Source organism: Actinomadura parmotrematis, from assembly GCF_019458805.1.
Classification (GTDB): domain Bacteria; phylum Actinomycetota; class Actinomycetes; order Streptosporangiales; family Streptosporangiaceae; genus Spirillospora; species Spirillospora parmotrematis.
This window is the reverse complement of the sequence record NZ_JAIBOA010000021.1, coordinates 63396-83201: the sequence shown is the minus strand read 5'-3', so window position 1 is coordinate 83201 and position 19806 is coordinate 63396. Positions and strand designations below refer to the sequence as shown.

Annotated in this window: 18 protein-coding genes; 9 read left to right on the top strand and 9 right to left on the bottom strand. The window is 75.1% G+C overall.

All coding sequences use genetic code 11. The annotated features are described in order from the left end of the window. Nucleotides 1-40: 40 nt before the first annotated feature. Entirely contained in the window at nucleotides 41-586 is a 546-nt protein-coding gene (locus K1Y72_RS27675; protein ID WP_220169415.1) for a MarR family winged helix-turn-helix transcriptional regulator, read from the bottom strand. 113 nt (nucleotides 587-699) lie between these two features. Here K1Y72_RS27675 and K1Y72_RS27670 point away from each other — a divergent pair, with 113 nt between their 5' ends. The 3 genes from K1Y72_RS27670 (at nucleotide 700) to K1Y72_RS27660 (ending at nucleotide 3633) form a co-directional block, all read left to right on the top strand. After that, nucleotides 700-1563: a helix-turn-helix transcriptional regulator gene (locus K1Y72_RS27670; protein ID WP_220169414.1), complete on the top strand. Its 864-nt coding sequence runs from the start codon at nucleotides 700-702 to the stop codon at nucleotides 1561-1563. 106 nt (nucleotides 1564-1669) lie between these two features. Then, on the top strand, nucleotides 1670-2680 hold the full coding sequence (locus K1Y72_RS27665) for an aldo/keto reductase (protein WP_220169413.1): 1011 nt from the start codon (nucleotides 1670-1672) through the stop codon (nucleotides 2678-2680). Continuing rightward, nucleotides 2680-3633, top strand: a complete 954-nt coding sequence (locus K1Y72_RS27660; protein ID WP_220169412.1) for a quinone oxidoreductase family protein — start codon at nucleotides 2680-2682, stop codon at nucleotides 3631-3633. Before K1Y72_RS27665 ends, K1Y72_RS27660 begins: the two co-directional genes overlap by 1 nt. A gap of 30 nt (nucleotides 3634-3663) precedes the next feature. On the opposite strand, the gene K1Y72_RS27655 is transcribed toward K1Y72_RS27660, so the two are convergent. After that, nucleotides 3664-4218 carry a peroxiredoxin-like family protein gene (locus K1Y72_RS27655; RefSeq protein WP_220169411.1) on the bottom strand — a complete coding sequence of 185 codons (555 nt, stop codon included), beginning with the start codon at nucleotides 4216-4218 and terminating at the stop codon, nucleotides 3664-3666. 72 nt (nucleotides 4219-4290) lie between these two features. Here K1Y72_RS27655 and K1Y72_RS27650 point away from each other — a divergent pair, with 72 nt between their 5' ends. Next, the gene (locus tag K1Y72_RS27650; protein WP_220169410.1) at nucleotides 4291-4923 is read left to right on the top strand and encodes a TetR/AcrR family transcriptional regulator; all 633 of its coding nucleotides are present in this window, start codon (nucleotides 4291-4293) and stop codon (nucleotides 4921-4923) included. Here K1Y72_RS27650 and K1Y72_RS27645 read toward each other — a convergent pair. The 4 genes from K1Y72_RS27645 to K1Y72_RS27630 are packed head-to-tail and all read right to left on the bottom strand — an operon-like array spanning nucleotide 4892 to nucleotide 8350. Next, complete coding sequence (locus K1Y72_RS27645) at nucleotides 4892-5962, bottom strand: NAD(P)H-dependent flavin oxidoreductase (RefSeq protein ID WP_220169409.1); 1071 nt, start codon at nucleotides 5960-5962, stop codon at nucleotides 4892-4894. The two genes, K1Y72_RS27650 and K1Y72_RS27645, sit on opposite strands and share 32 nt — an antisense overlap. Beyond that, nucleotides 5959-6708, bottom strand: a complete 750-nt coding sequence (locus K1Y72_RS27640) for a CoA-transferase subunit beta (RefSeq protein WP_220169408.1) — start codon at nucleotides 6706-6708, stop codon at nucleotides 5959-5961. The genes K1Y72_RS27645 and K1Y72_RS27640 overlap by 4 nt, the downstream gene beginning before the upstream one ends. Further along, the gene (locus tag K1Y72_RS27635; RefSeq protein WP_258573979.1) at nucleotides 6705-7595 is read right to left on the bottom strand and encodes a CoA transferase subunit A; all 891 of its coding nucleotides are present in this window, start codon (nucleotides 7593-7595) and stop codon (nucleotides 6705-6707) included. Before K1Y72_RS27635 ends, K1Y72_RS27640 begins: the two co-directional genes overlap by 4 nt. Before the next feature lie 5 nt (nucleotides 7596-7600). Then, nucleotides 7601-8350 (bottom strand): enoyl-CoA hydratase family protein, encoded by a 750-nt coding sequence (locus K1Y72_RS27630; protein WP_220169407.1) that lies wholly within the window; start codon nucleotides 8348-8350, stop codon nucleotides 7601-7603. Between the two features lie 64 nt (nucleotides 8351-8414). On the opposite strand from K1Y72_RS27630, the gene K1Y72_RS27625 reads away from it, so the two are divergent. Both K1Y72_RS27625 and K1Y72_RS27620 read left to right on the top strand, forming a co-directional pair. After that, nucleotides 8415-9182 carry an SDR family oxidoreductase gene (locus K1Y72_RS27625; RefSeq protein ID WP_220169406.1) on the top strand — a complete coding sequence of 256 codons (768 nt, stop codon included), beginning with the start codon at nucleotides 8415-8417 and terminating at the stop codon, nucleotides 9180-9182. A gap of 6 nt (nucleotides 9183-9188) precedes the next feature. Continuing rightward, nucleotides 9189-10097 (top strand): SDR family oxidoreductase, encoded by a 909-nt coding sequence (locus K1Y72_RS27620; RefSeq protein WP_220169405.1) that lies wholly within the window; start codon nucleotides 9189-9191, stop codon nucleotides 10095-10097. Here K1Y72_RS27620 and K1Y72_RS27615 read toward each other — a convergent pair. Then, nucleotides 10082-11530 (bottom strand): protein kinase domain-containing protein, encoded by a 1449-nt coding sequence (locus K1Y72_RS27615; RefSeq protein WP_220169404.1) that lies wholly within the window; start codon nucleotides 11528-11530, stop codon nucleotides 10082-10084. The two genes, K1Y72_RS27620 and K1Y72_RS27615, sit on opposite strands and share 16 nt — an antisense overlap. Nucleotides 11531-11704: 174 nt before the next feature. Here K1Y72_RS27615 and hrpA point away from each other — a divergent pair, with 174 nt between their 5' ends. Together hrpA and pip are read left to right on the top strand one after the other, a co-directional pair. After that, complete coding sequence (gene hrpA, locus K1Y72_RS27610) at nucleotides 11705-15667, top strand: ATP-dependent RNA helicase HrpA (RefSeq protein WP_220169403.1); 3963 nt, start codon at nucleotides 11705-11707, stop codon at nucleotides 15665-15667. A gap of 19 nt (nucleotides 15668-15686) precedes the next feature. Further along, nucleotides 15687-16643 (top strand): prolyl aminopeptidase, encoded by a 957-nt coding sequence (gene pip, locus K1Y72_RS27605; RefSeq protein WP_220169402.1) that lies wholly within the window; start codon nucleotides 15687-15689, stop codon nucleotides 16641-16643. An 8-nt stretch (nucleotides 16644-16651) separates the two neighbouring features. Here the strand turns inward: pip and K1Y72_RS27600 are convergent, their stop codons facing one another. Then, nucleotides 16652-18253, bottom strand: coding sequence for an ABC transporter permease (locus tag K1Y72_RS27600; RefSeq protein ID WP_220169401.1), 1602 nt, complete (start codon nucleotides 18251-18253; stop codon nucleotides 16652-16654). Next, nucleotides 18250-19161 (bottom strand): ABC transporter ATP-binding protein, encoded by a 912-nt coding sequence (locus K1Y72_RS27595; RefSeq protein WP_220169400.1) that lies wholly within the window; start codon nucleotides 19159-19161, stop codon nucleotides 18250-18252. Before K1Y72_RS27595 ends, K1Y72_RS27600 begins: the two co-directional genes overlap by 4 nt. Before the next feature lie 91 nt (nucleotides 19162-19252). Here K1Y72_RS27595 and K1Y72_RS27590 point away from each other — a divergent pair, with 91 nt between their 5' ends. After that, nucleotides 19253-19762: a GbsR/MarR family transcriptional regulator gene (locus K1Y72_RS27590; protein WP_220169399.1), complete on the top strand. Its 510-nt coding sequence runs from the start codon at nucleotides 19253-19255 to the stop codon at nucleotides 19760-19762. Nucleotides 19763-19806 lie beyond the last annotated feature (44 nt).

Here is a 19806-nt window from a genome sequence, read left to right as displayed (position 1 = left end):
GCAGAGGATGACAGAGAATTTGCCGTGTGACAAATATCGGTCAGGCGGGACGGGACCCCGCCGTACCGGTGCGGCGGACGGCCTGCTGCTCGCAGGCCCGCGCGAACTCGGTGAGGCTGTCCAGCAGGCGCGCCCGGGAGGGCGCCGACAGCTCGGCGAGGGCCGCGGCGACGACGGCCCGGCGGCGGCGCGACAGCGACGCGCAGAGCGCCTGGCCGTCCCGGCTCAGCGTCACGATGATCTCGCGCCGGTCGGCCTGCGCGGGCTCGCGCAGGATCAGCCCGGCGGCCTCCAGCCGGTCGCAGAGCCGGCTGGCCGAGGAGGGGATGACGCCGAGCTCGGCGGCGAGGCCGCCGAGGTTGATCCGGTCCTGCCGGGCGATCGTCTCGATCGCGCGCAGCTGGACCGGGGAGACGTGCACCTCCAGCCCCTGGTCGGCGCGGTTCCAGGCGAGCATCGCGGTGGCGACGGCCCGCTCGACGGCCGCCGCGAGGTCGGCGAGGCCCGAGCCGCCCGGCCCGGCCGCCCCCGGGGCGTCGCCCGGTTGCTGGTCGCCCAGCGGTCCAGTCCCGGGACCGGTCATCATCGCCCCAACCGCCCTTCGCCCTCCGGTGCCGGGTTCACACCCTAGACGACGGGTGGCGCCGCCGCCGGGCGCACGCCGGGATGATCGTGACGAGCCGGACTATCGTGGCCGCCATGAGCAACGAACCGCCCGACTCCGGGGCCGACCGGCGCCGCGCCGAGCTCCGCGACTTCCTGCGCACCCGGCGCGCGCGGCTCGCGCCCGCCGACGTCGGCATGCCCGCCGGGGGCCGCCGCCGGACGCCGGGACTGCGCCGCGAGGAGGTCGCGGTCCTCGCCGGGGTCGGGGTGTCCTGGTACACCTGGCTGGAGCAGGGACGCGACATCAAGGTGTCCGGCGAGGTGCTGGACGCGATCGCGCGGGCGCTCCGCCTGGACGCCGCCGAGCGCGAGCACCTCTACCTGCTCGCCGGGCTGAACCCGCCGCCGGCCGAGGGGACCGCGGCCGGCGGCGCCGTGTCGCCGGAGCTGCGGCGCGTGCTGGAGGCGTGGGCGCCGCGCCCGGCCTACGTCCGCGACCGGCACTGGAACTTCCTGGCCATCAACGACGCGGCGCGCGAGGTGTTCGGCTACGGCGACACCGACCGCAACTGCCTGGTCACCTTCTTCACCAACGGCATCTTCCGCGCCATGAGCACCGAGTGGGCCGAGGCCGCGCCCGGCGTCGTCGCCCGCTTCCGCGCCGACAGCGCCCGCCACCCGGACGACCCGGAGTTCGGCCGGCTGGCGGACGGCCTGCGCGCCGCCTGCCCCGAGTTCGCCGAGCTGTGGGCGCGGCACGACGTGTCCGCCGGAACCGACGCCGTCAAGGCGATCCGCCACCCCGAGGCGGGCGAGCTGGTCTTCGACGCCCTGGCGCTGCCCCTCGCCGACCGCCCGGGCCTCAGCCTGATCCTGCACCACCCCCGCCCCGGCACGGGCACCGAGGAGCGCCTGGAGCGCCACATGGAGCACCGCCGGCTGTCCCGGGCGAGCTGAGGCCGCCCGGCAGGGTGGTGGTGGCAGACCCCGGATGAGCGCGCACTGCCGGGCCGCCCGCCGGCGCGGCACGATCGTGCCATCGCGAACGGAAAGGACGAACGCAATGCGGACGCGTGATTTCCAGGGAACCGCCGTCGGCGCCGTCGGGCTCGGCTGCATGGGCATGAGCTGGGCCTACAGCGCCGCCGAGCGCGACGACTCCGCCTCGGCGGCGCTCATCGGCGAGGCGCTCGACCTCGGCGTCACCTTCCTCGACACCGCACAGGTGTACGGGAACGGCGACAACGAGGAGCTCGTCGGCCGCGCCCTGCAAGGCCGCCGCGACGAGGCCGTCCTCGCCACCAAGACCGGCCTCGTGGTGCAGGGGCGGGACGCTTCCTCGATGCGCCGCGACGGCTCGCCCGCGCACGTCCGGGCCTCGGCCGAGGAGAGCCTGCGCCGCCTCGGCACCGACGTGATCGACCTGTACTACCTGCACCGCGTCGACCCGGCGGTGCCGCTCGCCGAGACCTGGGGCGCGATGGCCGAGCTGGTCGCGGCCGGCAAGGTCCGCCACCTCGGGCTGTCGGAGGTGACGGTCGCGCAGGCCGCCGAGGCCCACGCCGTCCACCCGGTCGCCGCGGTCCAGTCCGAGCTGTCGCTCTGGACGCGCGACGCGCTCGGCGCGCCCGGCGGCAGCGCGGGCGGCGGCGGCGACGGCACCGCCTCGGCGAGCCCCGAGGTCGGCGACGTCGTCGGCTGGTGCGCCGCCAGCGGCGCGGCGTTCGTGCCGTTCAGCCCGCTCGGCCGCGGCTTCCTCACCGGCACGGTGACCGCCGCCGACTTCGCGGGCGACGACTTCCGCAGCACCAACCCCCGCTTCCAGAGCGAGGCGCTGAAGGCCAACCTCGCCATCGTGGACGTCGTCAAGGCCGTCGCCGCCCGGCACGGCGCGACGCCCGCCCAGGTCGCGATCGCCTGGACGCTCGCGCAGGGCGACCACGTCGTCCCGATCCCCGGCACCAAGAAGGCGAAGTACCTGCGCGACAACGCCGGCGCCGCCGACCTCGACCTCACCGCCGCCGACCTCGCCGAGCTCGACGGCGTCCCCGCCGCGGTGGGAGCGCGTTACTGATGAGGGCCGTCACCATTCCCCGCTTCGGCGCGGCGGACGTGCTCACCGTCGCCGACGTCGAGGCCCCCGAGCCGGGGCCGGGCCAGGTCGCGATCGACGTCGCCTACGCCGGCGCGAACTTCGCCGAGATCCTCTACCGGCAGGGCGTCGTGGACGTGCCGCTGCCGTTCGTCCCCGGCATCGAGGTGTCGGGTCATGTGCGGGCCGTCGGCGACGGCGTCGACGGGCTGCGCCCCGGGCAGCCGGTCGCGGCGCTCACCATCGTCGACGGCGGCGGCTACGCCGAGGTCGCGGTGACCGCCGCCGACCTCGTCGCCCCGCTGGAGGACGGCCTGCCGCTGGACGTGGCGGCGGCGGTGCCGTCCAACAGCACCACCGCCTTCCTCGTCCTCGACCGGATCGCCCGCATCGAGCCCGGCGAGAGCGTGCTCGTGCACGCCGCCGCCGGGGGCGTCGGCAGCCAGCTCGGGCAGGCCGCCCGGCTGCTCGGCGCGGGCCGCGTCGTCGGCAGCGTCGGCGGTGCCGCCAAGGTCGAGGCCGCGAGGGCGTTCGGCTACACCGAGGTCGTGCTGCGCGGCGAGCGGCCGGACGGCCTGTTCGACGTCGTGGTGGACATGGTCGGCGGCCCGTCCCGGCAGGCGGGCCTGGACGCCCTGGCGCCGCTCGGGCGCCTGGTCGTCATGGGCAACGCCTCGGGCGCCGAGGACGTCGGCCTGTCGGCGAACGGGCTGTGGTTCGCCAACAAGACCGTGGCGGGGTTCAACCTCGCCGCGTTCGCCGCCGCCCACCCCGCCGAGGCGGGCCGGGCGCTCCGCCGGGCCGTCCGTGCCGCGGCCGCGGGCGACCTGCGGGTCGGCGTGGAGACGCTGCCGCTGGAGCGGGCCGCCGAAGCGCACCGGCGCATCGAGTCGGGCGCGACGACCGGCAAGCTCGTCCTCGCCGTCGCTCCCTGAGCGTCAGCGCCGCACCGCGCACGCGCGCGCTCAGCGGACCGGACGGGGGAGGCGCGCGCGGGCGAGGAGCTCGTCGACCGTCCACTGGTCGCCCGCGTGCGCGCCGATCTTGGCGGCGAGGACGGCGCCGTCGGGGGCGATGAGGACGTCGCCGGGCAGGCCGAGCCGCCCGCCGTGCGGGCGGGCGGCGGGCTTCCGGTCGCCGCGCCGCAGGCCCGCCGCGACCGACCGCACGATCGTGCCCCACACGCGCGGGTCGAGCAGCGCGCGGGGCGAGGACTCGACGCCGAACTCGCGGTAGAGGGCGCGGTCCGGGTCGGGGATCGCGGCGAACGGCAGGTCCTCGACGTGCGGGCGCAGCTCGTCCGCCGGGGCGTGGAAGACGACGACCTCCCGGACGCCGGCCGCCTCGATCTCGGCGTGCCGGGCGGCGACCGAGCGCAGGTGCAGGTTGCAGATCGGGCAGCCCGCGAAGCGGCGGAGCTGCAGGTGGACGAGGCGTTCGGGGTCGGGGATCGGGACGGCCTCGCCGGTGGCGGCGGTCAGCTCGCGGGCGGCGACGGTGCCAGGGAGAGGAGAGGGCACGGCGGTGCTCCTTCGTAGGTGTACGGCATACACCCATAGAGCGTAGGCGTATGCCGTACGCTGTCAACCCTCATGCCGCGTCCCCGCTCCTTCACCCAGCCGCAGATCGCCGCCGCCGCGCTCGCCGTCATCGACGGCGGCGGGCTGGCCGCGCTGTCCATGCGCGCCGTCGCCGGGCGCCTCGGCGTCAGCACCATGGCCCTCTACCGCTACGTCCGCGACCGCCGCGAGCTGGAGGGCCTCATCGTCGAGCTGATGCTGGCGGGCGTGGACACCTCGCCGCCGGCGGGCGGCGCCTGGCAGGAGCGGGTCGCCGAGATGGCGCGCCGGGTGCGCGCCGCCATCGGCGCCCACCCCGAGGCCGTGCCCCTGACGATGACGCACCGGCACAGCTCGCCCGGCCTGCTGCGCTGGTCGGAGACCGTCCTCGGCATCCTCACCGGCGCCGGGCTGGACGGGCGGGCGCGCGTCGTCGCGCTGCGCGCGCTCACCGCGCAGATCATCGGGGCCGTGCAGCTGGAGCACCTCGGGCCGCTGTCGGGGCCGGGCACCGACGTGATCGCGGCGTTGCCGGAGGCGGAGTTCCCGCTGATGGCCGAGACCGCGCGCGCGGCCCGGTCGGTCGGCGCCGACGAGGAGTTCGAGCGCGGCCTCGGCCTGCTGCTGGCCGGGTTCAGCCCGCCAGCACCGCCTGCTGCGCCCTGATCCGCTCGGCCGCCCGCGCGACGATCGCCTCGATCAGCTCGGCGCAGGACGGCAGGTCGTCGATGACGGCGACGGCCTGGCCGGAGGCCATCACGCCGAGGTCGGGGCGGCCGTCGACCATGGCGGCCTTCAGCAGCATCGGGGTGTTGCCCGCCATGAGCACCTGCGACCACGACAGGTCCTTGCCGTGCTTCATGGCGCGGCCGTCGGCGAGCATCGCCCGCCACGACATTCCGGAGATCCTCTTGAACGCGGCGGCGTTGCGGAGCGCCCGGGCGAGCGCGCCGAGCCGCCCCGAGCGCTCCAGGCCGTCCACGAGGTCGCTGCGCAGGACGCGGTGCGGCATCCCGTCCACCTGCCGCGTCACGACCGTCTCGGCCGTCCCGAGGTAGACCTTCTTGACGGCGTCGGGCACCGAGCTGTCGGCGGTGAGCAGGAACCGGGTGCCCATCGCCACGCCCGCCGCGCCGTAGGCGAGCGCGGCGGCGAGGCCGCGGCCGTCGAAGAAGCCGCCCGCGGCGATGACGGGGATCTCGACGGCGTCCACCACCTGCGGCAGCAGCAGCGTCGTCGCGACGGGGCCGGTGTGGCCGCCGCCCTCGCCGCCCTGGACGAGCACCGCGTCGGCGCCCCAGGCCGCGACCTTCTCGGCGTGCCGGCGGGCGCCGACCGAGGGGATCACCACGACGCCGGCGTCCTTGAGCCGGCCGATCAGCTCCCGGCGGGGCGCGAGCGCGAACGAGGCGACCCGCACCCCCTCCTTGATCAGCAGGTCGATGCGCTCGCCCGCGTCGCCGGCGTCGGCGCGCAGGTTGACGCCGAACGGCGCGCCGGTGCGGTCCTTGACCTCGCCGATCGCGGTCGCGAGCTGCTCCAGCGTCATCGTCGCCGACGCGAGGACGCCGAGGCCGCCCGCGTTCGCGACGGCCGACACGAGGCGCGGGCCGGCGACCCAGCCCATCCCGGTCTGCACGACGGGGTGGCGGACGCCGACCAGGCGCGTCAGCGCGGTGTCGAGGACCCGGCCGTCCGCGCTCACGCCGGGACCTCGCGCTCGCGCAGGCCCTTCGGGTCCAGCACCTCGCGCATGATCCGCAGCTCCTCGGCGGTGGGCGCGCGCGTCTCCGGCACCTCGGCGGGGATCTCCAGCTCGAACCCGGTCGCGGCGACGACGTCGTCCACCGCGACGCCCGGGTGCACCGACCGCAGCCGCATCCGGTGGTCGGGCGTGGCGAAGTCCAGGACGGCGAGGTTGGTGACGACGACGCGCAGCTCGAAGGCCCCCCGGTCGTGGCCGACGCCGCTGGCGAAGTCGACGCGCTCGGTGAACACGCGCGCCGAGTGCTTGGGGATCCAGTAGCTGGTGGTGTTCAGCCGCGTGTTGCCGGGCGCGCCGCGCACCCCGAGCAGCTGCGACTTCGGCTTCGCCCAGTCGCCGATGCAGGAGATGTTGGCGTTGCCGTAGCGGTCCATCTGGCTCGCGCCCATCCACACGTGGCGGCGCCCGTTCAGCACCAGCCACAGGTGGTCGCGGAACGGCAGCCAGCCCTCCACGACATCGGCGGGCGCGCCGAGCGGGACGGCCTCGGCGGTGAGCGACGGCCCGCCGTCGGTGGTGAGCAGCCCCGGCTCGAACGTCATGCGGGCGAGCCGCGACCCCAGCATCGGGACGAGCCCGGCGACGGCCGCCGCCACGATCTCCCCGTCGCCGCGGAAGGCGTCGGCGCACGCGGCCGCGCAGACCTCCGCGCGCGTCGCCGTCCCCGTCTCGGTGGCCTCGGTCATCGCGACTCCTCCCGCCACGCGCGCACGGCGTCCTGGTAGGCGGCCTCGTCGCCGGACAGGAAGCGGTCGCGGAACGCCGCCCACCCCTCCGGGTCGCCCGCGGCCTTGACGTACAGCTTCTGGAACGCCTCGTCGCGCCGGTGGTCGGGCTCGCAGTCGGTGAAGTGCGCGCCGTTCGGCGTCTCCACCACGCCCGTGACGTGCGCCCGGCTGATCAGCAGGGACTGCACCGGCCCCTCCTTCAGCAGGTCGGCGGTGTCGACGAGCCGCTCGCACGACAGGTAGGTGCGCGGGGCGGCCTTGGCGAACAGGTCGTCCATGTAGGGGTCGGGCCCGAGGTACTGGCCGTTGCCGCGCGCGTCGGCGCGGTTCATGTGGACGAGCGAGACGTCCATGGTGAGCGCGGGCACCGCGATCAGCTCCTCGCCGCCCGCGTAGGGGGAGCGGACGGTCCGCAGGTCCGGGTTGACCTTCAGGACGTCCGAGCCGAGCCCGGCGGGGGTGGGCAGGAACGGCAGCCGGTGCGCCGCCGCGTACAGCCCGAACATGAACATGCCCTCGTCGTACTCGGTCAGCTCGATCGCGCCGGTCTGGCGGGCGGCGCGGAAGTGCGGCTCCAGCGGCACCGAGTCCAGGGTGACGAACGGGGCGACGAGGCGGCGGACCTTGCCGGCCGCGCAGAGCAGCCCGACGTCGGGGCCGCCGTAGGAGACGACGGTGAGGTCGGTGAGCGGCGAGGCGCAGATCGCGCGGACGAGCGCCATCGGCTTGCGCCGCGACCCCCAGCCGCCGATGCCGAGCGTCATGCCGCTCTCCAGCGACCCGACGATCGCCTCGACCGTGGTGACCTTGCCCGGGGTGACCTTGCCCGGGGTGACCTTGCCCAAGGCGCTCACCGGGCCCCCTTGGCGACGAAGGCGTCCCGGTGCGCGTCGCCCGCGCCGACGAGGTTCAGCTCGTAGGTGAGGCCCTGCTCGAACCGGTAGCTGCGCTTGACGTCGACCGGGTCGATGCCGTTCAGCGACTCCTTGGCCCGGCGGATCACGTACCGGTCCTTGGCGGCGATGTCCCCGGCGACCTCCAGCGCCTTGGCGCGCAGGTCCTCGCGCGCCACGACCTCCAGCACCGAGCCGTGGTGGTGCAGCTCGGCGGCGGTGACGTTGCGGCAGGTGTAGACCATCGCGCGCATGAGGTGCTGGGGGACGAGCCGGGCGAGGTGCGTGGCGGCGCCGAGCGCGCCGCGATCCACCTCGGGCAGGCCGAAATAGGCGTCGTCGGCGGCGATGACGATGTCGGCATTGCCGGCGAGGCCGATCCCGCCGCCGAGGCAGAAGCCGTGCACGGCCGCGACGACCGGGACCTCGCAGTCGTAGACGGCGGCGAAGGCGGCGTAGCAGCCGCGGTTGGCGCCGACCAGGGCGCCGTGGCCCTCGGTGGACTGCATCTCCTTGATGTCGACGCCGGCGTTGAAGCCGCGCCCCTCCGAGCGGAGGACGACGGCGCCGACCCGCGGGTCGCGGCCGGCCGCGACGACGGCGTCGGCGAGCCCGTACCAGCCGGCGACGGTGAGGGCGTTCACCGGCGGCGCGTCGACGACGATCTCGGCGACCCCGCCGGGGTGGGTCGTGGTGGAGACTCCCATACGCTACCTTTCCACCAAACATTTGTTAGAACTGAACGTAGCAGACGCCACCGGGAGGGACAGGATGCTGACGCTGGACCTGAGCGGCCGGACGGTCGTCGTCACCGGCGGGGTGCGCGGCGTCGGCGCCGGCATCAGCCGCGCCTTCCTGGAGGCGGGCGCCGACGTCGTCGCGGTCGCGCGCCGCGAGCCCGACGCGCTGCCGGAGGCGGGCGGCCGGACCGCGGGGTTCGCCTCGCTGGACGTGCGCGACCCCGACGCCGTCCAGGACTTCACCGCCGGCCTGGACCGCCTGGACGTGCTGGTCAACAACGCCGGCGGCGGCCCGTTCCTGCCGCTGGTGGACGGGGACCTGCGCACCCACCTGAGGATCCTGGAGCTGAACCTGGCCGCGCCGCTGATCATGGCGCGGGCCGCCGCCGCACGGATGCGCGCGGACGGCCACGGCGGATCCGTCCTCATGATCAGCAGCGTCAGCGCGGTGCGACCGTCGCCCGGCAGCGCCGCCTACGGCGCCGCCAAGGCCGGCCTGGAGAGCCTCACCCGCTCCCTCGCGGTCGAGTGGGCGCCCGACATCCGGGTCAACGCGATCACCCTCGGGATGGTCCGCACCGAGCAGGCCCACCTGCACTACGGCGACGAGGCGGGCGTCGCCGCCGTCGCCGCCACCGTCCCCGCCGGGCGCCTCGCCGACCCCTTCGAGGTCGGCGAGGCCGCGGTGTTCCTCGCCTCCGACCGGGCGTCCTACGTGACCGGCTCGACGCTGCTGATGCACGGCGGCGGCGAGCGGCCCGCCTTCCTGGACGCCGCGACCGCCAACCGAAAGGACTGACCGCACATGATCTGCCAGGACCGGGTCGTCGTCGTCACCGGGGCCGGCCGCGGCCTCGGCCGTGCGCACGCGCTGGAGTTCGCCCGCCAGGGCGCGCGGGTCGTCGTCAACGACCTCGGGGTGGCCCGCGACGGGTCGGGGGAGGCGTCCGGCGGCCCGGCCGGCGAGGTCGTCGAGGAGATCCGCGCCCTCGGCGGCGAGGCCGTCGCGAACGGCGACGACATCGCGACCGAGGCGGGCGCGCGGGCCGTGGTCGCCGCCGCCGTCGAGCGGTTCGGGCGCCTGGACGTGCTGGTCAACAACGCCGGGTTCCTGCGCGACCGGATGCTGGTCAACCTGGCGGAGGACGAGTGGGACGCGGTCATGCGCGTCCACCTCAAGGGCCACTTCCTGCCGCTGAAGCACGCCGGCGCCTACTGGCGCGCCGAGAGCAAGGCGGGCCGCCCGGTGGACGCGCGCATCGTCAACACCTCCTCGGGCGCCGGGCTGCTCGGCAGCGTCGGCCAGGGCAACTACTCGGCCGCCAAGGCCGGCATCGTCGGCCTGACCCTCGTCGCCGCCGCCGAACTCGGCCGCTACGGCGTCACCGTCAACGCGATCGCGCCCGCCGCGCGCACCCGCATGACCGAGGAGGTGTTCGCGCAGACCATGGCCGCACCCGCCGAGGGCGCGTTCGACGCCATGGCGCCCGAGAACGTCTCACCGCTCGTCGTCTGGCTCGGGTCGGCCGAGTCGCGCGGGATCACCGGCCGCGTCTTCGAGGCCGAGGGCGGCCACCTCTGCGTGATGGACGCCTTCCGGCACGGCCCGGCCGTCGACAAGGGCGCCCGCTGGGACCCCGCCGAGATCGGCGCGGCCATGAAGGAGTTGCTCGCCCAGGCGCCCGCGCCCGAGCCCGTCTACGGCGCGTCCTGAGCGCCGCCCGGCCGGTACTCGGCCAGGTGGCGGGCGACCTGCGCGGTGTAGGACCGGTACCGGGGCGGGACGCCGCGCGCCTGCACCACCGCCGACGGCGATGAGCGGTAGGCGGCGGCGAGGTTCAGCGCGGGGTCGCCCGGCACGTCGCCGAGCGTGCGCCCCATCGAGCAGAAGTAGCGGCCGAGCGCCGGGACCGACAGCTCCGGCGTGATCTGCTCGGGGCGCGGCTCGGGGTCGCGCGGCCCGCCGGGCTGCCAGTAGGCGAGCGTGCCGGGCGTCCAGCGGGCGATGCCGTACTCGTCGCGGCCGGGGTCGGACAGGTGCGCGTCGAAGCCGCTCTCGGCCTTCAGCACCGCCGCGACGAGCGCCGGGCTGAGGCCCCTCAGCCGGCACCAGGTGCCGGCCTGCACGATCAGCGCCCGGTAGCGGGGCGGGACGTCGCGGTCGGTGCGCAGCCAGTGCCCGTTCGGGTCGCCGACCATCGCGCCGCGGTCGGCGGCGACCCGCCCGCCGTGCGCGCCGTCCAGCGCCGCCAGCGCCGCCGCCCCGGCCGCGGCGAGGCCCACGGCGAGCGCGCCCGCGCCGGCGAGCAGCAGCGCCCGGCGCGGGCGCCGCCGCCGCGCCGGGGGATCGAGGACGACGGCGGCCTGCGACGCGCTGGTGACCAGGGCCTTGCCGAACGCCGCCGCCGACGGCCAGCGCCGGTCCCGGTCGGGCTCCAGCGCCCGCATCACCACCGTGTCGATCAGCGGCGGGACGGCCGGCCGCAGCAGGCTCGGCGGCCGCCGCGCCTCGCCCGGCGGCTCGCCGGTGAGCAGGTGGTAGGTGAGCGCGCCGAGCCCGTAGATGTCGGCACGGTGGTCCGGCGCCCCGTCGATCATGGTCTGCTCGGGCGCCATGTAGCCGGGCGACCCGGCGGGCAGGGTGAGGCTGGACAGCCGGTCGCCGGACCGGGCGATGCCGAGGTCGGAGACCATCACCCGCTCCTCGCCGCCGGTGGCGGTGCGGATGAGCACGTTGGAGGGCTTCAGGTCGCGGTGCACGATGCCCTGGCCGTGCAGCTCCTGCAGCCCGAGCGCGACCTCGCGGGCCAGCCGGAGCGCCTCGGCGAGGGGCAGCGGCGCCGCCGCCAGCAGGTCCTCCAGCGTGCCCTGGTCGGCGTAGGTCATCACGAAGTAGGGGCGGCCGTCGGGGAGCTCGCCGATGTCGAACACCTGGACCAGCCGGTGCGAGTCGACCCGGCGGAGCAGCCGGGCCTCCTGCACGAACCGGTCGCGCACGTCGGTGCGCCGCACCCAGTGCTCGGCCAGGATCTTGATCGCGACGGGGGAGGCCAGCTCCTCGTCGTGGCCGAGCCACACGGTGGCGAACGCGCCGGACCCGAGGAGCCGGTCGATCCGGTACCGCCCCGCCGCGCTAGGGGTGTCCATGGTCGCCCATAATGAACGATCCACCGCACATCGGGCAGGGGTCGGGGGGTGACCACCCGGTGGGAGCGCCCGGAATGCCGCCGTGGCCTCGGGCGTTGCACTGGTGGTCGCGCGAGGGAGCCGGGAAAAGCGTTCGCCGATCCGCCCGTCCGCGACCTATCCTGATCGACGGTTATGAGGACGCCTGTGACATCGCCGCTCGCCGATCTGCGCGCGCGCCTGCCCGAGCTGATGCCCTACGACCGGCAGCGCCTGCGCCGCCGGATCGAGGGGACGCAGAAGATGCGGGACGCCGCGCGCCGCGAGAGCGTCACCGCGCAGATCGCCGCCGACGTGGAGGCCGCCGAACGGCGGGTCGCCCGCCGGCGCGCCGCCGTGCCCGCGATCACCTACCCCGACGAGCTGCCGGTCAGCCGCAAGCGCGCCGACATCGCCGCCGCGATCCGCGACCACCAGGTCGTGATCGTCGCCGGCGAGACCGGGTCGGGCAAGACCACCCAGCTCCCCAAGATCTGCCTGGAGCTCGGCCGCGGCGTGCTCGGCGCCATCGGCCACACCCAGCCGCGCCGCCTCGCCGCCCGCACCGTCGCCGACCGCATCGCCGCCGAGCTCGGCACCGACCTCGGCGCGGCCGTCGGCTACAAGGTCCGCTTCACCGACGAGTCGAGCGACGGCACGCTGGTCAAGCTGATGACCGACGGCATCCTGCTCGCCGAGATCCAGACCGACCGGCTGCTCCGCCGCTACGACACCCTCATCATCGACGAGGCGCACGAGCGCAGCCTGAACATCGACTTCCTGCTCGGCTACGTCAAGGAGATCCTGCCGCGCCGCCCCGACCTCAAGGTGATCATCACCTCGGCGACGATCGACCCCGAGCGGTTCTCCCGGCACTTCGACGACGCCCCCATCGTGGAGGTGTCCGGCCGCACCTACCCCGTCGAGGTCCGCTACCGGCCCGTCGCCGACCCCGACGACCCGGGCGCCGACCCCGACCGCGACCAGGTCCAGGCGATCATCGAGGCGGTGGACGAGCTGGCGCTGGAGGCGCCCGGCGACGTCCTGGTCTTCCTCAGCGGCGAGCGGGAGATCCGCGACACCGCCGACGCGCTGGGCAAGCACTTCGAGCGGAGGCGCGGGCCCGCGACCGAGGTCCTGCCGCTCTACGCGCGGCTGTCGGCCGCCGAGCAGCACCGCGTGTTCCAGCCCCACCGCAGCCGCCGCGTCGTGCTGTCCACCAACGTCGCCGAGACCTCCCTCACCGTCCCCGGCATCAAGTACGTCGTGGACCCCGGCACCGCCCGCATCTCCCGCTACAGCCACCGGCTGAAGGTGCAGCGGCTCCCCATCGAGCCGATCTCGCAGGCGTCGGCCGACCAGCGCAAGGGCCGCTGCGGCCGCGTGTCGGACGGCATCTGCATCCGGCTGTACTCCGAGGAGGACTTCGCGTCCCGCCCCGAGTTCACCGACCCCGAGATCCTGCGCACCAACCTCGCCTCGGTCATCCTGCAGATGACCGCCCTCGGCCTCGGCGACATCGCCGCGTTCCCGTTCGTCGAGCCGCCCGACCGCCGCAACGTCAAGGCCGGCGTCGACCTGCTGCACGAGCTCGGCGCGCTCGACCCGGCCGAGAAGGACCCCCGCAGGCGCCTCACCGAGGCCGGCCGCCGCCTCGCCCAGCTGCCCGTCGACCCGCGGCTCGGCCGCATGGTCCTGGAGGCCGACCGCAACGGCTGCGTCCGCGAGGTCCTCGTCATCGCCGCCGCCCTGTCCATCCAGGACCCGCGCGAGCGCCCCTCGGACCACCAGCAGGCCGCCGACGAGCAGCACCGCCGCTTCGCCGACCCCACCTCGGACTTCCTGTCCTACCTGAACCTGTGGAACTACCTGCGCGAGCAGCAGAACGAGCTGTCGGGCAGCCGGTTCCGCCGCATGTGCAAGAACGAGTTCCTGCACTTCCTGCGCGTCCGCGAATGGCAGGACCTGCACGGCCAGCTGAAGCAGGTCGCCAAGGGCCTCGGTGTGACCCTCAACAGCACCGACGCGCCGCCGGACCGTATCCACCAGTCGCTGCTGGCGGGCCTGCTCTCGCACATCGGGCTCATGGACACCGAGAAGAAGGACGAGGGCGGGGGGGACAAGCGGCGCGGGTCGCGCGAGTACATCGGTGCCCGGAACGCCAAGTTCGCCGTGTTCCCCGGGTCGGCGCTGTTCAAGAAGCCGCCGCGCTGGATCATGTCGGCCGAGCTGGTCGAGACGTCCCGGCTGTGGGCCCGCGTCAACGCCAAGATCGAGCCCGAGTGGGTCGAGCCGCTCGCCGAGCACCTCGTCAAGCGCACCTACAGCGAGCCGCACTGGTCCAAGAAGCAGGCCGCCGTCATGGCCTACGAGAAGGTCACCCTGTACGGGGTGCCGATCGTGGCGCAGCGGCGCGTCAACTACGGCCGCGTCGACCCGGAGCTGTCGCGCGAGCTGTTCATCCGGCACGCCCTCGTCGAGGGCGACTGGGAGACCCACCACCGGTTCTTCCACGAGAACCGCGCCCTCCTGGAGGAGGTCGAGGAGCTGGAGCACCGCGCCCGGCGCCGCGACATCCTCGTCGACGACCACACCCTGTTCGACTTCTACGACAAGCGCGTCCCCGAGGACGTGGTGTCGGGCCGCCACTTCGACGCCTGGTGGAAGAAGGCCCGCCACCGCGAGCCCGACCGGCTGGCCTTCGAGAAGTCGATGCTCATGAACGCCGCCGCCGGGCAGGTCACCGAGGCCGACTACCCCGACGGCTGGCAGCAGGGACCGCTCCGGCTGCGCCTCACCTACCAGTTCGAGCCGGGCGCGAACGCCGACGGCGTCACCGTCCACATCCCCGTCCAGATCCTCAACCAGGTGCGGCCGCAGGGCTTCGAATGGCTCGTCCCGGGCCTCCGCACCGAGCTCGTCACCGAGCTGATCCGCTCCCTGCCGAAGCAGCTGCGGGTCAACTTCGTGCCCGCGCCCGACTACGCCCGCCGCGTCCTGGAACGCGTCGCGCCGCGCACCGAGCCGCTGCTCGACGCGCTGGAGCGCGAGCTGACCGCGCTGACGAGCGTCCCGGTCGCCCGCGAGGCGTGGGACCTGTCCCGGCTGCCCGCGCACCTGCGGATCACCTTCCGCGTCGAGGACGCCCAGGGCGCCGCGCTCGGCGAGGACACCGACCTGGACGCCCTGAAGCGGCGCCTGGCCCCCAAAGTGCGCGGCACCCTGGCCGAGGCCGCGTCCGCCGAGGGCGTCGAGCGGGGCGGCCTCACGTCCTGGACGGTCGGCGCGCTGCCGCGCACCTACGAGCGCAGCCAGGCCGGCTACCAGGTGAAGGCGTACCCGGCGCTCACCGACGAGGGCGGCACCGTCGCCGTCCGCATGTACGAGACCGAGGCCGAGCAGCGCCGCGCCATGTGGCGCGGCACCCGCCGCCTCGTCCTGCTGAACGCGCCGTCGCCCGCCAAGGCGATCCAGGGCGCCCTCACCAACCAGGCCAAGCTCGCGCTCAGCCACAACCCCGACGGGTCGGTGGCCAAGCTGTTCGAGGACTGCGTGACGGCCGCCGCCGACCACCTCATCGCGCAGGCGGGCGGCCCGGCCTGGGACGAGGCGGGCTTCACCCGCCTGTACGACCACGTCCGCGCCGAGCTGCACGACACGACCGCCGCGATCGTCGGGCAGGTCGAGCGGATCCTCGCCGCCTCCCACGAGCTGGACCGCAAGCTGCGCGGCACCGCCAGCCTGACGCTCGTCCCGGCGCTCACCGACATCAAGGCGCGCCGCGCCGAACTCGTCCACCCGGGGTTCGTCACCGCGACCGGCGCCGCCCGCCTGCCCGACCTGCTGCGCTACCTGAAGGCGCTCCAGGCGCGCCTCGACCGGCTGCCGGAGAACCCCGGCCGCGACCGGGCCGCCGCCCACCAGGCCGAGGTGCTCGCCGGCGAGTACGGCGCGCTGCTGCGGCGGCTGCCGCCCGGCCGCCGCGACGACGAGCCGGTCCGGCAGATCCGCTGGATGATCGAAGAGCTGCGGGTCAGCCTCTTCGCGCAGCGGCTCGGCACCCGGTACCCGGTGTCGGACAAGCGGATCCGGAAGGCGATGGCGCAGCTGACCCCATGATCGGGTAAGAATTCAGATCATGGTGTCGCGCGCGCTGTACCCCCCGGCCGAACCGTACGCCTCGGGCCTGCTGGACGTCGGGGACGGCGCGGCCGTCCACTGGGAGGAGTGCGGCGACCCCGGCGGCAAACCGGCGGTGTTCCTGCACGGCGGCCCCGGCGGCGGCCTGCTGCCGTCCTTCCGGCGCCTGTTCGACCCGGCCGCCTACCGGATCGTCCTGTTCGACCAGCGCGGCTGCGGGCGCAGCGTCCCGCACGCGGGCGACCCGGGCACGTCCCTGGACGCCAACACCACCGGGCACCTGGTCGCCGACATCGAGCGGCTGCGCGAGCACCTCGGCGTCGAGCGCTGGCTCGTGCACGGCGGCTCGTGGGGGAGCACCCTCGCCCTCGCCTACGCGCAGGCGCATCCCGGGCGCGTCACCGAGATGGTGCTGCGCGGCGTCTACCTCGCCCGCGCCTCCGACGAGGAGTGGGCCTTCACGCCCGCCGGGCAGGCGCGGCTGTTCCCCGAGGACTGGGCGCCGTTCGCGGGCCACATCCCGGCCGCCGAGCAGGACGACCTGCTCGCCGCGTACGGGCGCCGCCTCGCCGACCCCGACCCGGCCGTCCACCTGCCCGCCGCGCGCGCCTGGGTCGCCTGGGAGATGTCGGCCAACACGCTGCTGCCGGCCGAGCCGCCCGAGCTGGACGACCGGCTGGTCCTCGGCTTCGCCCGCATCTCCCACCACTACTTCAGCAACGGCTGCTTCCTGGCCGAGGACCAGCTGCTGCGCGGCCTGGACCGGATCCGCCACATCCCCGCCGTGATCGTCAACGGCCGGTACGACATGAAGACGAACCTGGTCGGCGCGTGGGACCTGCACCTGGCCTGGCCGGAGGCGGAGTTCCACGTGGTGGAGGACGCCGGGCACGCCGGCGCCGAGCCCGGCACCCTCCACCGCCTCATCGAGGCGACCGACCGCTTCCGCCGCTGACCCGCGCGTCAGGACGTCAGGTCGCGGCGGCGGAACCCGGCGAGACCCGCCGCGAGCAGCACGACCGCGACGGCGAACAGCCAGCCGAAGGGCGCCGCCGACGCCTGCCCGCCGGGCAGGTGAGGGACGTGCGTGAACGGCGACACGTCCTGCACGCCCTGCGGCAGGCCGAGCAGCGGCCCCCCTTCGGTGAGCACGAGGAACAGCGCGAGCGCGGCCCAGCCGGCGGCCGCGAGACGGGGCAGGAGCCCGAACGCGGCGGCGACGACGCCGACCGACACCCAGACGGCCGGGACGCGCGCGAGCGCCGCCCCGGCCAGGCGGCCCGTCTCGCCGCCGTCGCCGCTCTGCCCGGCGTACACGAGCCCCGACGCGACGCCCGCCACCGCCATGAGCAGCGCGGTGCCCGCGAGCGCCACGGCGAGCCAGGACGCCAGCCAGCGGAACCGGCCGACGGAGGCGGCGAGCACCAGTTCGGCCGCGCCGGCGGTCTCCTCGCCGCGGGCCCGCATCGCCGTCTGGACGCCGAACACCGCCGCGCCGATCCCGAGGAACGAAAGCTCGGTGGACAGGAACGCGTCGGTCAGCGCCTCGCCGCCGCCGAGCTTGGTGATGAGGTCGCCGGCGCCCGCGCTGTCGCCGACGATGTCGGACACGCTGCCGGCCATCCCGCCGAGGACGGCGCCGAGGATCGCGAACGCGACCGTCCACCACAGCAGCGACGTGCGCTGGAGCCGCCAGGCCAGCCCGAGCGGCCCGGCCAGCGCCCGTCCCGCGCGCGGGGGCCCCGGGCGGTCGGGGAGCAGGCCGGCGCCGAGGTCGCGGCGGGCCACCAGGACGTAGGCGGCGGCGACCATGACGGCGGCGAAGCCGAGGGTGACGAGCGCCACCCACCAGCGGTCCCCGGCGTAGGGGCGGAACTGGCGGCCCCAGCCGAGCGGGGACAGCCAGGTCAGCCGGCGGGCGCCGCCGGCGTCCGCGCTGTCGCCCGCCGCGCGCACCACGTACACCGCGACGAGGACGGCCGAGGACAGCCCGACGGCGGCGCGCCCGCTACTGGTGAGCTGCGCGACGACGGCCGCGATGGCGGCGAACGCGAACCCGACCGTGGCGAAGGCGGTGCCCGCGACGAGCGAGCCCTCGACCGGCAGCCCGACCGCGACGAGCCCGGCCGCCGACAGCAGCCCGAGCGCGAGATCGGCGCCCCCGGCGACGAGCAGCGCCGCGGTGAGCGGGGCGCGGCGGCCGACGCCGGTCGCGCCGACCAGCTCCAGCCGGCCGCTCTCCTCCTCGGCGCGGGTGTGCCGGACGACCAGCAGGATCGACAGCACGGCGGCGAGGACCGCGCCGATGATGTCGATCTTGAACAGGGCGACGGAGCCGGGCGAGCGCGCGTCCGGGATGCGGCCGTAGAGCGCGACGATCGCCGGGGTGCCGTTGCTGGTCGCCACGAACCGGACCCGCTGCCCGACCGTCGCGTAGAGGTCCGTGGTGGCCCGCGCGGAGCCCGCGATCAGGACGAAGGTCACCAGCACCCACGCCGGGATCATGATCCGGTCGCGGCGCAGCGCGAGCCGGACGAGGGCCGGGGTGCCCGCCGCCGCGCTCATCGCGCGGTCCCGGCGGTCTTGTCGAGGTCGTCCTCGTAGTGGCGCAGGAACAGCTGCTCCAGCGTGGGCGGGCGGCTGACCAGGCCGCGCACGCCGATCTCGGCGAGCCGCCGCAGCACCGGGTCCAGGCGGGCGGTGTCCACCTCCAGCGCGATCGTGGTGCCGGTGACGCGGGCGTCGTGCACGCCCTCCATCGCGGCGACGCCGTCGGGGGCGGCGGCGAGCTCGGCCTCGATCGAGGTGCGGGTGAGGTGGCGGAGGTCCGCGAGGGTGCCGCTCTCGACGGTGCGCCCCTTGCGGATGATGGTCACCCGGTCGCAGAGCGCCTCGACCTCGCTGAGGATGTGGCTGGACAGCAGCACGGTGCGGCCGCTCTCGCGCTCCTCGCGCACGCACTCCTGGAAGACCTCCTCCATGAGCGGGTCGAGGCCCGAGGTCGGCTCGTCCAGGATCAGCAGCTCGGCGTCGGAGGCGAGCGCGGCGACGAGCGCGACCTTCTGCCGGTTGCCCTTGGAGTAGGCGCGGCCCTTCTTGCGCGGGTCCAGCTCGAAGCGCCGCAGCAGCTCGTCGCGCCGCCGCTCGTCCAGCCCGCCGCGCAGGCGGCCGAGCAGGTCGATGACCTCGCCGCCGGTGAGGTTCGGCCAGAGCGTGACGTCGCCCGGGACGTAGGCGAGGCGCCGGTGCAGCTCGGTGGCCTGCCGCCAGGGGTCGCCGCCGAGCAGCTCGGCGTCGCCGGCGTCGGCGCGCAGCAGGCCGAGGAGCACCCGGATGGTGGTGGACTTGCCCGCGCCGTTCGGGCCGAGGAAGCCGTGCACCTCGCCGGCGCGCACGGTGAGGTCGAGCCCGTCGAGGGCGCGGGACCGGCCGAAGGACTTGACCAGGCCGGAGACGGCCAGTGCCGTGTTCATATTTCAGAATCTACAGCAGATTCATGAATCTGTGAAGAGATTGAATTTCCGGTTACACTGGGGAGCCGACCGGATCCAGGAGCTGATGCGCGTGACCGACCCGAAGGCGGGCGAGCCCGACACCGGCCCCGATATCGACGCGGTCCGGCGCTTCATCGAGCGTTTCGCGGTGCGGATGGAGGACGCCGGCTGGCAGCGGATGCCCGCGCGCGTCTTCGGCGCCCTGCTGGCGTCGGAGGACGGCGCCCTCACCGCCGCCGAGCTCGCGGAGGTGCTCCAGGTCAGCCCCGCCGCCATCTCGGGCGCGGTGCGCAACCTGGTGCACCTGCACATGGCGGCGCGCGAGCGCGAGCCCGGCTCCCGGCGCGACGTCTACCGGGTGCGCGACAACGTGTGGGAAGAGGTCGTCGCGGGCCGCGAGAGCACCACCCGCATGTTCCAGGAGAGCCTGTACGAGGGCGTCCGCGCGGTCGGCGCGGACACCCGCGCGGGACGGCGGCTGAACGAGGGCGCGGAGTTCTTCGCCTTCATGCAGCGCGAGGCCGCGGAGATGATCGAGCGCTGGCTCGCCTACCGGAAGACGCTGCGCGCCGCGGACTGACCGCCCGCCCGGTCCGTCACCACTCGTACCGTCCTTCTCACAGG